Raw genomic sequence first — 15,637 nt, forward strand, 5'->3', positions numbered from 1 at the left:
CTGCCATGCGCGCGCTCGCCGTCCAGAAGCACTCTTGGACTATGAAGGTATCGAGTTTTTCAAACGTGCGCGCGAGTAAATTCGTATCAGGGTGGTGCATATATGGGTTGCCGCCCGCCCAGTAGGCAAGCTTGATGTTGGGGTAGGTCATCTTTTTGCAGTTAAAATCTATCTCCTTGCCGGGATTGTTGATACAATCAACGATGCGCGAGACGGGGATTGCGATGTTGTCGCGGTTTTTCCACTCGCCCTCGCTAGCAGGCACGATACTCATGCTGCCCAAGCCCGGGAAAGCCGAGGAGGTAGTCGCCGCGCCGCTTGTGAGGCTTAGCGCACTTCCTACCGGAGCTGCGGGGCTAGGGCAGCCGCCGTCGCTGTAATGATAGCCAAAGCCGTATCCGCCGCCCGCAAGCCCGATTTGGCCCACGAAAGCGGCAAGCACCGTCGCCATCCAGTGAAACTGCTCGCCGTGATGAGCGCGCTGCGGACCCCAGCCGCACATTATCATAGTGCGCTTGCTGCCTAAAATTTTGGCTAAGCCCCTGATCTCATCCTCGCTCACGCCGCAAATTTTAGACGCCCACGCCGCGTCTTTTTTGAGCCCATCTTCGCTTTCGCCTCTAAGATAGGCTTTAAATTCCTCCGCGCCGTGAGTGTATTTTTTAAGAAATTTCTCATCCGCAAGCCCTTGCGCCATCATCTCATAACATATCGCCATCATCATCGCAACATCGGTGGTAGGGTTGATCGAAATGTGCTCAGAGCCTAAAAATTTAGCGGTGTTATTATAAACCGGATCGATCGTGATCACCTTTACGCCGCGCTTTTGCATCTGCTCTTTTAGCTTTGCGAAATACAAATAGCTCTCGTGATCGGGCACGGCCCATGCGATCTGATTGGTATTGATCGGATCGGCACCCCAGATGAGCACCGCTTCGCTATTTTTTAGGATCGTAGGCCATGCGGTTTGCAAGGCGTTGGCCTCGTCCGTTCCGCTGATGTGCGGGGTTATCGCGCTTATACAGTGGCACGAATAGTTAAGTTTTCTCGTAGTGTAGCCGCCGATGATATTTAGCATGCGACCGAGCAGGGTTTGCGGGTTATTTACGCTGCCGACGCTGTACCAGCCGTAGCTGCCGCCGTAAATCGAGCTTGCGCCGTGGTCTTTAAGTACGCGCTTTAGCTCGTCCGCTACGAGTTTATACGCCTCATCCCAGCTAATCTCGATCCACTCGTCCTTGCCGCGCATGCTTTTGTCGCTCTGCCAGCCTTTTTCTAGATAGCCTTTTCGCACGCATGGTCGCGCGATGCGCGTAGCGTCGTATGTGCGCGCCGCAAGTCCCTGAGTAAGGCTGATCGGGAAAAAATCTAGCTCACTCTCGCTTAAAACGCCTTCAAATTTGCCGTTTCGCCTAAGGGCCCTAACCGCGCCGAAATGCGAGGCGGTGATCGGCGCATCCTCGCTATTCATCAGATCGTCGCTGATGACGCTAGTAGCGTTTGCACTCGCTGCACCTGCCGCACTCGCGGCAACGCCTTTTAAAAATTCGCGTCTTTTCATTTTCTCTCCTTTAATGTGAAATGAATGAAAGATCTATGGAATTTTAGCATTAAAAATCGCGAATTTTTCGGCCTTAAAATGAAATTACAAGTTATAGAGCGAAATTTTATTTTTCTATTTTTAAAAGAGCGCTCAAATTTCGTGGCTTATAAAAGCTTAAATTATAAATTAAGTTTTTAAAATAATTTTACTTTAAAAATTAGCTTTTTAAATTTCGCACATCGGCTCTTAAAAATTTTAAAATTTTTGAGTATATCAAGAGCTCGTCGGTATTAGGCGTTATAAAATTTCATGGTGTCAGTAAGTCATAGATTGAAAATTAGATATTGATGCGACTACCGTACGCAGGCTGTAAAACATGGCAATCGTATATTTTTGCGCTTATTAAAAAAAAGAGGGGGGGGGTATATTTCTGCGGAATTTTAAAAGCAAAGAAAACAATAAAATTTTAATGCCATTAAATGACAGTATCTGACAACGAAAAGTGAAACAATACGACAAATTTTAAGGAGGAAGAAATGAAAAAAATCATTTTAGCTTTGGCTTTTTTAAGCTCATTTATGTTTGCCGAGGAGGCTAAGGAGTCTACGATCCAGGAGGTGATAAGTGAAATGGAAAAAGCTTGCGAAAGCGGCAAAAATTTCACGAACGAAAACGCAACCGTGAAGTATGAGGAGGTGTACGGCTACCTCGGCGGGGTATATGAAAATATCCCTGAATTAGGCGATCTCGGCGTAAAGCAAGATTTGGCAAAAGCCTTTAAATTTTATAAAAAAGCGTGCGACGGCGGCCATGCTCTTAGTTGTTTCGGATTAGGAGGATTTTATCATGAAGGGAAAGCGGTAGCAAAAGACGATAAAAAGGCTCTTGAGTTCTTTGAAAGGGCATGTGATACGGGTTATGAAAGTGGCTGCACTATGGCGGCCATTATGAGCAACAATGATACGGATAAAGCAAAGATGTCCGCACAACAGAAAAAAGATTGCGATAGCAAGGGCGATATACTCGCTTGCGGGTTATTTGCCTTATTTATGGAGGGAAAGGATAATAAAGAAGCGGCGAAATACTATAAAAAGGCCTGCGAGCTTGGCAAAAATATCTCGGATCCCGCATTGCAAAATAACCCCGCATTTAACGATGGGATAAAGCAATTTTGCAGCAGACCTGCTGAGCTTGAAGCGCAAAATTTAAGAGCTGTGCAGGACGTAATTAAAGCGAAAATCGCCGAAGAGTATAGAATATCTTGCGATTCTGAGGGGAACTGGGTATCTTGCGCGATATACGCCTCTAATATAGAGAGCGACGATCAAAGAGCGGCGATGAGATACTACGACAAGGCGTGCAAATTAGGCAAAAAAATCATAAGTATCGATTCTAACAAGATACTGCAAAAATCTTGCGAAAAAGCCGCCCGCTGAGGTGATTTTAAATTTATATGAGGAGTTGTAATGAAAAAGATGATTTTAGCTTTAGTGCTGTTGGGCTATGCAGCGTTCGGCGGTTTGGGAACTAAAATAGATGAAATCGTCTGCGAAGCAGGACGCACTGACTCCTGCGTCTCTGCTGCCGCATCGTATCTGAAAGAAGCTGAGCGATCAGATAATCTGACGCCTGAGATTGATCTAGGCAAGGCTGCAGAATTCCTAGGCAAAGCTTGCACAGGCAAGCATAAAGCAAGTTGCTTGAAACTTGGTATGATGTATCAAGAGGGAAAGGGCACCAAACAAGATATGGCACAAGCCGCGCAGCTTTTTAAAAAGAGCTGCGATGGCATAGGCGGAGAATGGGAGGCTTGCGGATTGTATGCAGAGTATCAAATCGGCATAGAAGAAATGCAGGAGGCGGCACTCTATTACGAAAAAGCCTGCAGACTCGGCGACTGGGCGCGTCTTGGTACGACGGACGAAAAAGTAGGAGATATCGTAAATCATTTATGTGAAGCGTCCGAATCGCTAAAATCGTTCCGACCTAAAGAGTCTGCGGCGCAAAGGCTTCTACGCGATGCCGCACGACCTTAATTATGTGGCAAAGCTATAAGGCGAATGTTTCTAGGCGTAATTTTCACAATATATCACTAATCACCGCTTGCATAATCGTGAGTATTTTGAAATTTAACGGCATAAATTTAAAGCCGTTTGATTAACTTCTGCGAAGCATTTAGTGAGATTATGGAATTTTAAAATTTAAATTAAGAAGGACGACATAGTCGTGAAATTTAAATATGAGCGTCGGCGCAAAATAGCCGTGGAGTGGATCGGCTAGCTCCGCTAAAAGCGGCGTATAAAGGGTAAATTTAAAATCGGAGCTTTGCCGAATTTTAAATTTACCCGATTTGCCTCGCTATAAAATTTATTCGCCCAGGAAGTATTTCAGATCCGCCTGCGCGTCGCCGCTGATTAGGCGAAGGCCGAAATTTTGCACCAAAAAGCCCAAAATTTCGTCGTTGAAAAACTCAGGCACCGTAGGGCCCACGTTTATATTCTTAACGCCAAGGCTAAACAGCGCAAGCAGGATGATGACCGCCTTTTGCTCCATCCACATCAGCACGATCGAGACCGGCAGGTCGTTTACCGCGATGCCCGTAGCCTCGCTAAGCGCAAGGGCGATCTTGACCGCGCCGTTGCTGTCGTTGCACTGGCCTAGATCGATATAGCGCGGAAGTTCGGTGCCGGGCACGGTTCCGAAATCTACGTCATTGAAGCGGAATTTGCCGCAGCTAGAGGTCAAAATCACGCAGTCCTTCGGCAGGCTAAGCGCTAGCTCGCGGTAATACTCGCGTCCTTTGCCCGGCGCGTCGCAGCCTGCGATGACGAAAAAGCGGCGGATTTTGCCCGATTTGATCGCGTCTAGAATTTGCGGCGCAAGGCTTAAAATCGTCTTGTAGTGTCCGCCCGTCACCAAGCTCTCGTCGCTGTCCATGCTCACGTCGCCGCATGCAAGCGCGCACTCGATGAGCGGCGTAAAATCGTCGTTTTGGATATGCTTGATGCCGTCTGTGCCAGCGATAGAGTAGCCAAACAGCCTGTCTGCGTAGCTACAGGACGAGCGAAGCGGCACGATGCAGTTCGTGGTCATCAAAATCGCGCCTTTAAATTCGTTAAAAAGCTTGGTCTGATCGAACCACGCCTTGCCGACGTTGCCCTTTAGGTGCGGATACTTGCGAAGCTGCGGATAGCCGTGCGCAGGAAGCATCTCGGAGTGGGTGTAGATATTGATGCCCTTGCCCTCGGTCGCCTTTAGCAGCGCTTCAAGAGCGTGAAGGTTGTGTCCGCTGACCAAAATCGCCTTGCCTTCGACTTTGTTTTGGCTAACTTTAACCGGGGTCGGTACGCCGAATTTTGCGGTATGCGCCTCGCTTAAAATATCCATCATCTGCACGCCCGCGCTTCCGACGGCCATCAGCTGCGCGATATGCTCGTCAAAGTTAAAATTTGAGTTCGTCAGCGTGAAATACAGCGTGTCGCCCATAACGGTATCGACCGCGCTAGTATCGGCGCCGAGCTCGTGCGCGTGGTGGCGGTAGGCGCTAAGGCCCTTAAGCCCGAAAACCATAGTGTCTTGAAGCAGGCTTAATGTGGAATTTTTGCCACAGGTGCCGCGGTCTTGGCCCTTGGCGCCGCAGCCCTCGGGTGCACTCATTTGGCACTGATGACAGAACATCTCTAGATTGTCGCTCATAGAAATCCTTTATAAAAAATTTAGTTGGTAATTTTAAGATTTTATTTAGGCAAAAAAATTGATTATAATCAATAAATGGCTAAATTTTATCAAATTTATTTACAAAATGAGAATTTTAAATTTTATAAATTGCTTCAATTCTACTCATAGCGGCAATACGGATACTTAAATTTAGATATAATGCGCGGAATTTCAAAAAACGGATAAGTAATGAAAAAGAAGTTAAAATCGTTGGCGAGCAAGGTTTCTAAATTATATAAAAGCGGTAGTCCAAAAACGTTATGAAAATTCTACATGCGAGTGATCTACATTTCGATAAAGCTAAATTTGATCGAATTTTAAGCTTAGAATTTGACATTTGTTGCATAAGTGGAGATCTGATAGATGCAAACCAAAAAGATATCGAAGGACAAAAAGCGTGGGTGAAGCGGTGGTTAGAAAATTTTAAAAAGCCTATCTTTGTATGTAGCGGAAATCATGACGTGAGTGAGTCTGGCGACGTTTCTTGGATACGAGCGTCTAATATTTATGCGGATGGCGATATTAAGACGCTTGAGGGTATTAAATTTGGCTGCGCCCCTTATCTCTGCGCGGATATTTTGGATTTTGCAGAGTGCGACGTGCTACTTACGCATATTCCGCCTGCACATACGCAAACGTCCATAGAGCGCGGCAGAGATTTTGGTGATAAAGAGCTTTTTCGAGTGCTAAAGCACGGACTTTTAAAAGCAAAAATAATCCTTTGCGGACACGTGCATAATCCGCTTTCAGATATTGATAAAATCGGCGATTGCACGATTTATAATTCAAGTCTGAAGCTTAATATTTTAGAAATTTGAGTTAAATTTATAAAATTTTAGCAGCTGAATTCTATAAAATATAATTTAGCGCGATAAACTAATTGTATTTCGCGGCTCTACCTGCATATCGGTAGCACGCCTTATATCTGCAGCCAAGCAAGCAAATTTAGCTTTTTGTCATAATTTCTTTCAATAATTTAAAATCACTTTCACTAAATCCGTAAATTTCTACTTCGCATTCTTTTTCTGCGTCTAAATTTTGTTTGAAAAAGCGTTTATATTCGCTAACTACCTCGCGCTTATCTAGTCCACCCGCTCCGCATCCCATCAGAGGCAGAGCTATTTTTATATATTTGCTTTGATCTTGCAAGATTATTTCTTGCAAATTATTTAAAATTTGCACTATAGTAGCTAAGCTCGGCTTTTTAGGCTTTGATCTATCAGCGTAATTCATAATGGCTGCATGTAATACGAATGGAAAGTTTGCGTGATTTGAGGCGGTTTTGACGACATCACCTTGCCTTATCTCTCTTATTTTTAGTTGTTCTTGCATGTATTTTTCTAGCGCCTCACCGCAATGCCTCTTAAAAGCCATAGACACACCGCTGCCAAGCAGCATCGCCGTATTTGAAGGATTTATTAGATAATCCGCTTGTGCGTCCAATAAATCGCCAAATTTTATCTTTATTTCATATAAAATTTTCATTTTATCTCTTCTAAATACCTTTCTATCTCATCTTTTATCGTATCGGCCAACTCCTTTGGTTCTAGCACTTTGATAAACGGAATGAAGTAGTAAATAAGCGGCTTTATCTCCATTAAATTAGTAAATTCTATATCGATTACGACCGAGCCATCGGCATCAAGTCCTGTTATGCTCTGCTTAGCGTAGGGTTTTCTCTCGAAATATTTCTTTATCTGCGGAGCTAAAAGCACTCTAGCGGTATTTGGCTTATCTAGCGTTGCCCAGGCGGAGTTTATATTTTTAATCCTCTCCTCTATCGTGGCGTCTAATTTAAATTTCTCCTCAAGAATTCTAATATTTGCGATGCTTTTTAAGTGGAATTTCTTGAAGGTATCGTTTTTATTCGTATCTAAAAATAGCAAATACCAAAATCCGTCAAACATCGCTAGTTTTAGCGGCTTTATCTTAAATTTAAAACCGGCGTACTCGCACTGCGCTAAGCTTTTTTCTTTTATGGCGTTTTCAAGCAGTTCGAAATTTATAAAGTCACCTTCGCTTAATTTCTCGCTGCTTATATTTGTTAAAATCGGATGATTTAGCCGGTTTGTGATCTGTTCTAGCAAAACGTGGGCCTTTGAGTAAAAATTTGCGCCCATGGTTTTTGAGATATTATCAAGGATATTTATGACGGTGCGCTCTTCCTGATCTAAGCCATCTTTGATTTTAGTTTTATCTATGCTCCACATCCTGCCGTTTTTTACAGCTCCATTTTTCGCTAGCACTTCGTAAAGGTCTCTTTGGATAGTTTTGGTGCAAACTCCAAATTTTTTCGCGAGCTCGGAGATGGAATGGGGTTTTCTGCTAATTAAGGTGGCTATTTCGTTTATGCGTTCGTATTTGTTGCTACCGGATTGCGAGATTATTTTTTGCGGTTTTTGCATCTAGGCTCCTTTTATATTATTTTATCTAAAATAAAGGGATAATATCAGCTAAGGATTGCTCTTAATCCTTCAAGTCCGCCTGCCTTTATCGCCATACCTCTATACGCGCTTACGTGAGTATCTAGCGGGTTTATGCGGATTAGATAAGAACGCTTAAATCTTTTTGCCATCCTTTCTCCGTAAATCCTGATCGTAGGCACCGTAAGCCCTACTCCGATCTCAATTATGGCTATTTTGGAGTTCATATTGTGACTAAGCCATGTATCATACTTTTTGCGCTGCGCCCAAGCTCTTTTGTGATTAAATTCGTGGTCGTAAAACATCAATATGTTTGGACGGCTCTCGCATCCGCACTCAGGACAAACAGGCATCTTTGTAGCGATAAATCTATCCTCATCCACTTCGATGCTGTTTTCGTCCATATTCCAGATGTTTCCGCCATCGCTATGAATACACTGCGCATGATGGATAGAGCCGTGGATCTCGTAAATTTTATCCTTGTCAAATCCCGCCTTTTCAAAATGCCCGTCGACGTTTGAAGTGTAGATAAAGTAGTTGCCGCCTTTTGCTTCGCAAAGATTTTTTAGTAGCGCAAAACCCTCGTGAGGCTGGGTTGCGTTATAGAGCTTTAGCCTGTGTCCGTAAAACGCCCAAGCTAGCTCAGGGCTGCTAAAAAACCACTGCGGATTTGCCATCTCGGTAAAGCTTAAATTTTTATCCTTTAAAGGCGGGTAGGCTTTCCAAAAACCAAGATCGCTTCTAAAATCAGGCAGTCCGCTATCTACGCCCATGCCTGCACCTGCTGTGATGATGACGGCATCGGCGTTTTCGACGATCTCTTTTGCGCGGAAGATCATGTCTTGCATAACTTGCGCCTAAATTAACTTTGCAATTTCATCGGCTAGCGGCTCTAGTTCATTTTTCATTTTTATTAGCTCATTGACTAGTTCCGTCTCACTATATTTATTTACGATTATTTCTCTTAAAAACTGATCCTTTTTAAGCCATTTCCACCTTGCAAACGTTGTGCCTATTTTCCACTCAGCAAGCGTAAATTTAGCTTGTATATCTTTTATGCGTTCCTTGTTGATCCCGTTCTTATTATATTTAAGCCCAATATATGGGTCTAAAAAATTCTTGCTACCAAATTCCAAAGCAAAGGTTAGCAATAAGCCATCATCCCGGCTGCGCTTATAATCATCCCAGATGCGCTTATAAACATATATGGGCACGAAATACCGCTTGTTTGCATCAGCCGCTCTTATATCAACGTGCCATTCTTGCGATAATCTTTTTTCGAGTTCAGTCTTTACGTTTGACATAAATTCATTAAGTTTATTCGAACTGGCCATATCGAAATACTTATTTTTTATCTCCTCAACTATATCATAGTTTTCGAGTATTATCTTACTAATTTCATTTGCATCCATCTGCACTCCTTTATATTTTCCGTAAATTTTTTCGATGACATTCTTGTATTGCGATATCACAGCGGACAAATTGGTTAAATTTCCCGTTTCTTCAAGGCATAGATCAAGCCACGCAGTTATCTCTTTGTCATATGAAATCGCCTTAAATTTAGCAATTTCATCGCCCTTTTCGTTTGAAGTTCTGCCGTCTTTGATTTTTAGTCCGTCTAGGCTATAGCCGGTAGGCTCGCGCCCTTGCGGTGATAAAAAGAGCACGTAAATTTCAGCTTCATTGCCGTTTTCTTGTTGGATAGTTTTTATATATCTTTTAATTTGAGCCTCTTGATCGCCGGCATAAATTTTATTTTCTAAAATAATATGCTTCGTGCCGTCAGTTATGTAGATATCGATATTCTCATATTCTTTATAGACTTTTGCGATTTGCGAATTTAGCCCAAAATCCTCTAGCCCGCATGCTTTTATAAAAAGCTCCAAAAATAGCTCTTTTTGATAATGTGACGAGTTCGGATCGAGCAGCGAGCAAATAAAGCGCGAGTGCAACCGCACTTCGTCGCTAGCGTCAAAAAGCGCCAAAAATAGATTGTAGTCATTATTGCCGCGCAGCTTTTTGACTTCTAGCTTATCGCTTAAGACTTTGATTTGCTTTAGCATAGATTCAAATTTCTCTATATCCATATCTCCTCCTTTAAAATTTTAAAGCATTATAGCAGACAAACTAGGCATTTTTTGTCTTAGTGCACAGCCTCATAAAGTTTTTCTAAAATTTTAACCATTGCTAGCGTATCGAGCTTACAATATTCTAGCAGAGCCTGCTTATAAGCTTCGCGCTCTGTTTCTTTCATAAAAGTCATAGCGGCGTATGCTTGCATAGCTTCGCCTCCGTGATGGATTAAATTTAAATCCTTATACGCCGACTCAAATTCCGGCACGAGTGCGGGCAGGACGTATTTTATGGAGTAGCTACCTTTCATTTTCGGATGGTAGTAGCTTTTGCTTGCAAAGGGCGCCATGAGGTCTTTTATATTGTCGTGGATAGCCATAAGCTCATTTGAGATTTGCGGATAAGCTTCGGCCATGCGTCTTATCACTCCTTTTTCAAAGCTCATATTATAGGCTAGCACGCAGGCGTCCTGCGGGATAAATTTGATTAAATTTAACGCTAACTCGTATCTAGGATCGGCCCCAGCCTCAGCTAAAAACTCAAAATGCTTTAAATTTCCTTTACCGTCATCTTTGTGGATTGAAAACTGAAAAGGTATCTGCTCGTAAGGCCTAAGCCCTACAAACTGCGGCACTGCCTGCTGAAAGGTCTCGAAGTCGAGATGATAGAGCGGGTAGTGGAGCGTATCCAAAAACTCTTTTATTGCATCTTTGTCTATGATCTGTTCTTGCGAGATTTCTGATTTTATTTGGATCTGCTGAGAGGCGTTAAATTTACTTAGATCTTTTATGTCGTTAAATTTAATCAAGCCACTTCTATAAAGCTCAAATTTTTTATCGCTTCTTAGGCGAGATATGTCAAAGATACTATACTCCGGTATGCCTCGTTGCTCGCGCCAGCAGTACTCCCAAGCGTCGCAAAGATATGGGTTTGAGCAATGAACGCCTATATCAATGCTTGGCTCATTATTTTGGCTTAAAATTTCATCAAATTTATTTAAAATTTTAGGAATATCTCGCTGCTTTTGCTTCACTTGCTCGGTTATGTCCTGCACGCAAAATAGCTTTTCAAGCTCTAGCGTTTCGTCTCTTGTGTAGGCGCTATCGATGTGGATTATATTTACGCGGCTCACCTCGTAGCCAAGCGAGCTAAGCACGTAATACTGAATGGCCGCATCGTCGATATATACGTCTTTTACGGAAGTCGAACTCTTTACTTCGTTGATGATAAGCCCGTCCTTGCCTATGCGAAAGATATCAACCATCACAAGGATGCCGTCAAAGCAAAAAGTGGCCTCGTAGATCACCTTTGTGCCGCGCTTGATAAGCTCTTTTGTTTTTGCTATTTGTGCGTCAAAATCGCCGCTAAATTCTATCCTTTCTCCACTGCTAAATAGCTCACAGGCTAGCTCGCCTACTGATGTTCCGGTATCAAATACCGCCTGCGCGCTATCATCTGGAGCTTGCAAAACTTCAGGCTTTTTCTTTTTAAGCCACAAGCTCTTTTCACACTGAAGGCCGCGGATGTAGAGGGATTTAGAGAGGGGCATTTGTTATGCCTTGAAAAAGAATTTTCTTCATTTCATCGCCGAGTCTACCGATCATATCCTTATCGTATCCCTTTTGCGATGCGTAAAATATTAGCATTTTTATACTCGAGCTTGGGCTCTCCTTTATCATTTTTAACTTCTCACCAAAATCATAATCGCTTAAACTAGAGTTAAAATCCTTTCTTATTAAGGCCAAATTCCCAAAATCATCTAGTGCTTTGCCATTTTCTTGTAAATTTGTTGCCCACATATGTTCCACCGTGTCTTGGGATTTGATTAGATATTCATCTCTATTAAATTTAGGAAATACTTTTTTTATATCATCCGCACAAGTATCACAAGCACTTAAACTATTAAAATCTCGCCAAAGTAGATACTCTAGCCTATAAAACCAATAATGCGGTACTGCTGTTCCAGTATCTAAAAATTTAGAGTCGATTTTTTCAAGTACTGGCGTTTCCAGACTTTCGCCTTTATAAATTTTTCCTATAACGTCATTTATAGTTTCTACTATTTTACGATATCCATTGTTTTTTAAAGCGCTCTTTGCCAGCTCGTTATCCAATTGCTCGAGAAATTCAATAACCTTTTGTGTATTTTTATCATTACAAGCATCTAGTGAGTTTTTGTCTAAGAAGGCCAAAAGTGCGGCGATAAATTCAGGCTTGTCGTATTCGCTAGTATAGTAAAATAATCTTTGCAAATTTAGCAATATTTTGTTTTTCATCTCGTCATCTCTATAGACGAATTCATCAAATTTATTACGCATACTTTCTAAAAAAGCAATAAACTCATAGTGCAAATCTGTTTTTTTCCTAAAAACTTTTTCAAATTCCCCCAAAAGTTTATCTTTGTCTATGATAATCTTATTATTAGGGTCCACCTTATTCTCAGAATCCACATTCAAGCCGTTTTTGGCAACAAACACCTTCAAAACTAGAAGCAAAAATACTGGGAATTTTACTAAGCTTTTTGTATCAGAATTTGTTTCGGTTTGCTTTTCTTCTTTGCGATTGAAATCTGATTCCAAAAGTTCTCTTATTGTTTTGGGTTCGATGGGTAAATCTGCTTGATTTCTTTCTAAAATTTGATCTTTATATTTTTCGTCCATATTTGAGATCATATCCCATTTTCTTGCTACGTCTGCATAGTTATCTTTAATATTACTTAAAAATCTAGCCTTTAAAACTTGATGATTTTCCAGCTGAATGCTTTTTGTGTTAACTAGTTCAAAATACTCAGTAGCTTTGACATTTTCTGGGATAATAGTCATCGTAAAAATAGCCGAATTTATATTCTTTTCGAAACTATCTTTACACAAAATTTCATTGTTGCCAGCAAAAAGGATGGCATCTAAAATTTGTCTATTTACATATTTGCGTTCATTTACGTTAAAGTTTTTTAGTTTTTCGCCATCGCTACTATCTATTTCATAGCTTAGTTCAAACGGTTTTTCTTTTACTCCTAAAGCCATAAAAATAATATAAATAGTAGTAAGTCTTTGCTGTCCATCTATGACGATAAATTTATCATCATTCTTCTTAACTACGATATTGCCGAGATAGTGCCCTTCTTTGCCGTTTATATCGCTTATTAGTTTTTCAATATCCTGCTTTCTCCAAGAATACGCCCTTTGGTAAAAAGGTACTTCAAATTTATAACTCTTTATGCTGTGTATAGTACGATTATTTGCTTTTGCTTCTTCCATCTTCTTCTCCTTCAAAATTTATAATATTAAAAGAATTATCGGCCATGTAGTCCCTGGTGTACTTTGTCTTGTCCTTTATCCTATTATAATGCTTTTCTCGATTTTTGGGCAAAATCTTCGATATTTCTGCATTAGTTTTTAGCTCTTTTTCTATTTTTACTTTCAGCGTTTCCAATGTACTTGAGGTATCAGTAAGCTGCAAAAGCCGTTGAACTATTATCCGCGGACTATCACCAGAAATTCTATCATATCCGCAGGCGACGCCAAATATATTTAAAAACATTAAATTCGCAACCTCGTCTAATGCCTCGATACTAAACTTGTCGGCAATAAATAGCAAAACTACGTGGCAAGCATGATTTAGATAACTACATCCCGTAAAATATTCATGAAAATATATGAAATTACTTTCAATGTATTTTAAAATATCGCAATACTTAAAAACATATTCAAAAAAGCTCGCTCCTCCAAGAATATCATCCGTGAGCGATATATTGCTTTTGTAAATTTTGATTTTCTCATCAAAGTGGTTTTTAAATTCCTCAAAAATAGAATAATTAAACTTATACCACTCTTCATCTGCACCATAATAACCAAAAGTTCTATATGGATTAAAAGCGTCAGTTTTAGTTCGTCTTATATATAGTGCGCTTCTTAATGTGCGGAATATCAAATTTTCTCTCAAAAACCAAGATGTATTAATGTCGTATAAAGAATACTCATTCCATTTTTTAGCGTAGTGAAGCATTAGTTGCTTTGATTTTGTCTCGTCCATAAACATTAGATGGTGGTTTTTGAGTAAGTCCGTTTCGCTAAGAGTTCTACCACTGGTATTGTGCGTATCAAAGTATAAAAATGCTTCGTCTAAATTTCCTGTCTTTATATATGTAAATTCGACTCTATTCTTTATGTAACTTATAAATTTTTCTTTGTCTTTTATATTGTCGCACTCCGCTTTCAAGAGATCGAAATTTCTTTTCAAAGCCTTATGCGATAAGAAATTTATTTTATTATCTAAAAAAGGCACATCATTATCGCCTAAAGCTTTTAAAATAAGAGCTAGCGTAGTTATACGTTGCTGCCCATCGACTATATTGTTAATTGATTCTTTGTTTTTATGTGCTTCCTTATGCAAAATTATGTGCCCTAGTAAAATTTCATTAGAGCTTCCATTTTTAAACGATCTTTTAATGCTTGAAAGCAGCCCTAAAGCTAAATCCTCACTCCATACATATGGGCGTTGGTAGTATGGGATTTGATAATTTGCGCTACTTAGTATGTCATCTGCACTTAAAATGTAATTATTCTGCTCATTGTCGTCATTTGTCATAGTATTTCTCCTTAAATCTTTTAAAATTTTACTATAAAAAGCCTAAAATTTTTATCCTTTAAATAAAAATGACACCGTTTTAACTCCGCTAGTTGTGTTGCTAAAACCCTATCCTTTTTACTTTATTTTCATTCTTTAGCGCGACTTCCCGTTCCAATCTCTCATAAAAATCATCGCTGTTTTTAACCCTTTTAAATTTAGCCTGTCTTCGCACACTCGCAAAATCTCCTGGCGCCAAAAAGCTTAAATCCGAAATTCTTGCAGCTACGTTTTCATCAAATTTTATCCTTAATGATGCGCACTCTTTTTTGAACAAATTTAATGCTTGATTTGGCAATAAATATCTGAACTCAAGCTTTAAAGCAAATCTTCTAAGACTTGCTTTATCGAGATTATCGATTAAATTTGTCGTAGCGATAAAGATGCCGCTAAAGCTCTCTATCTGCACTAGCATTTCATTTACTTGAGTTACCTCCCAGCTTCTAGTAGCTAGGCTTCTGTCTTGTAAAAAGCTATCGACTTCATCAAATACGAGCACTGTTTTTTTGCTACCAGCCTCTTTAAAAGCCTCGGCTATATTTTTCTCGGTTCCGCCAACCCACATAGATAAAAGCTCGCTTCCTTTTTTGATGATAATAGGCTTTCTTAGGCTTTTAGCGATAAATTTAGCGTATGCGCTCTTTCCGGTCCCTGGAACTCCGTAAAGGCAAATCCTAGCGCTTTTGCTTTCTTTTATGCCCTGCATTAGCTCGTTTAGGTCGCAGCTTGAGTTTACGAAATTTGGATCATAGCTGCTAGGCAGATCATCTTTTAATCTCTCTTTTTTCTTGTCCTTTTCTAGCGCGCCGTAGCCTTGTGCTTTTAAAGTGTTGCTTATCACGCGCTCAAAAGCCTTATTTTTATCTCTTAGACTTAAGCTTGAAACGACTAAACTTGCATTGCTAACGATTGCGGGCGCAATAAATTTATTTTTTGCAAGTTTATTGATTAGCTTATTATCTATCAAATTTGCGCTATATTCTTTGATGATCCTCGCTCTTACATTTTTATTAGGCACCTCAAGCTTTATGGCTAGATTAAAACGTCTAATGACGGCCTCGTCCATGCTATAAATATTATTCGTAATCCAAATAGTAGGTACTTCGTTGGTTTCAAGAGCTCTATTTATAAAGGCTTTGCCGTATTGCCTTTTCTCATCGTTATTTATGTTAAATACATCCTCGGCTTCATCATACATCAGCAAATTTGAACCTGCTTGCAAGATATTTTGCGCGAGGCAATAAGATTTTATTCT

At 40.6% G+C, this 15,637-nt stretch carries 13 protein-coding genes; 3 read left to right on the forward strand and 10 right to left on the reverse strand.

Going from position 1 to position 15,637, the window contains the following annotated elements; all coding sequences use genetic code 11:
- Positions 1–1,561 (reverse strand): molybdopterin-dependent oxidoreductase (locus Q0340_RS00165; protein WP_298081662.1); only part of this gene is annotated, 1,561 nt, incomplete at its 3' end.
- Positions 1,562–2,079: 518 nt separating this feature from the next.
- Here Q0340_RS00165 and Q0340_RS00170 point away from each other — a divergent pair.
- A complete protein-coding gene (locus Q0340_RS00170; protein ID WP_298081663.1) occupies positions 2,080–2,979 on the forward strand; it encodes a tetratricopeptide repeat protein in 900 nt (299 codons plus the stop codon).
- Positions 2,980–3,009: 30 nt separating this feature from the next.
- Positions 3,010–3,579, forward strand: a complete 570-nt coding sequence (locus Q0340_RS00175) for a hypothetical protein (RefSeq protein WP_298081664.1) — start codon at positions 3,010–3,012, stop codon at positions 3,577–3,579.
- A 331-nt stretch (positions 3,580–3,910) separates the two neighbouring features.
- On the opposite strand, the gene hcp is transcribed toward Q0340_RS00175, so the two are convergent.
- Positions 3,911–5,239, reverse strand: coding sequence for a hydroxylamine reductase (gene hcp / locus Q0340_RS00180; RefSeq protein ID WP_298081665.1), 1,329 nt, complete (start codon positions 5,237–5,239; stop codon positions 3,911–3,913).
- A 281-nt stretch (positions 5,240–5,520) separates the two neighbouring features.
- Here hcp and Q0340_RS00185 point away from each other — a divergent pair, with 281 nt between their 5' ends.
- Complete coding sequence (locus Q0340_RS00185; RefSeq protein WP_298081666.1) at positions 5,521–6,078, forward strand: metallophosphoesterase; 558 nt, start codon at positions 5,521–5,523, stop codon at positions 6,076–6,078.
- Positions 6,079–6,205: 127 nt separating this feature from the next.
- Here Q0340_RS00185 and Q0340_RS00190 read toward each other — a convergent pair whose 3' ends face one another.
- The 8 genes from Q0340_RS00190 to Q0340_RS00225 form a co-directional block, all read right to left on the reverse strand.
- On the reverse strand, positions 6,206–6,745 hold the full coding sequence (locus Q0340_RS00190) for a macro domain-containing protein (RefSeq protein WP_298081667.1): 540 nt from the start codon (positions 6,743–6,745) through the stop codon (positions 6,206–6,208).
- Entirely contained in the window at positions 6,742–7,665 is a 924-nt protein-coding gene (locus Q0340_RS00195; RefSeq protein ID WP_298081668.1) for a WYL domain-containing protein, read from the reverse strand. Before Q0340_RS00195 ends, Q0340_RS00190 begins: the two co-directional genes overlap by 4 nt.
- A 44-nt stretch (positions 7,666–7,709) precedes the next feature.
- On the reverse strand, positions 7,710–8,531 hold the full coding sequence (locus Q0340_RS00200; protein WP_298081669.1) for a Sir2 family NAD-dependent protein deacetylase: 822 nt from the start codon (positions 8,529–8,531) through the stop codon (positions 7,710–7,712).
- 9 nt (positions 8,532–8,540) lie between these two features.
- Positions 8,541–9,770, reverse strand: a complete 1,230-nt coding sequence (locus Q0340_RS00205) for a PD-(D/E)XK nuclease family protein (protein WP_298081670.1) — start codon at positions 9,768–9,770, stop codon at positions 8,541–8,543.
- Positions 9,771–9,826: 56 nt separating this feature from the next.
- Positions 9,827–11,305: a DUF2779 domain-containing protein gene (locus Q0340_RS00210; RefSeq protein WP_298081671.1), complete on the reverse strand. Its 1,479-nt coding sequence runs from the start codon at positions 11,303–11,305 to the stop codon at positions 9,827–9,829.
- Entirely contained in the window at positions 11,292–13,013 is a 1,722-nt protein-coding gene (locus Q0340_RS00215) for a DUF262 domain-containing protein (RefSeq protein WP_298081672.1), read from the reverse strand. The genes Q0340_RS00210 and Q0340_RS00215 overlap by 14 nt, the downstream gene beginning before the upstream one ends.
- Complete coding sequence (locus Q0340_RS00220) at positions 12,991–14,343, reverse strand: DUF262 domain-containing protein (RefSeq protein WP_298081673.1); 1,353 nt, start codon at positions 14,341–14,343, stop codon at positions 12,991–12,993. The genes Q0340_RS00215 and Q0340_RS00220 overlap by 23 nt, the downstream gene beginning before the upstream one ends.
- A gap of 100 nt (positions 14,344–14,443) precedes the next feature.
- Positions 14,444–15,637 (reverse strand): ATP-binding protein (locus Q0340_RS00225; protein ID WP_298081674.1); only part of this gene is annotated, 1,194 nt, incomplete at its 5' end.

This window comes from uncultured Campylobacter sp. (assembly GCF_938045595.1).
In the GTDB taxonomy this organism is placed as follows: Bacteria; Campylobacterota; Campylobacteria; order Campylobacterales; family Campylobacteraceae; genus Campylobacter_B.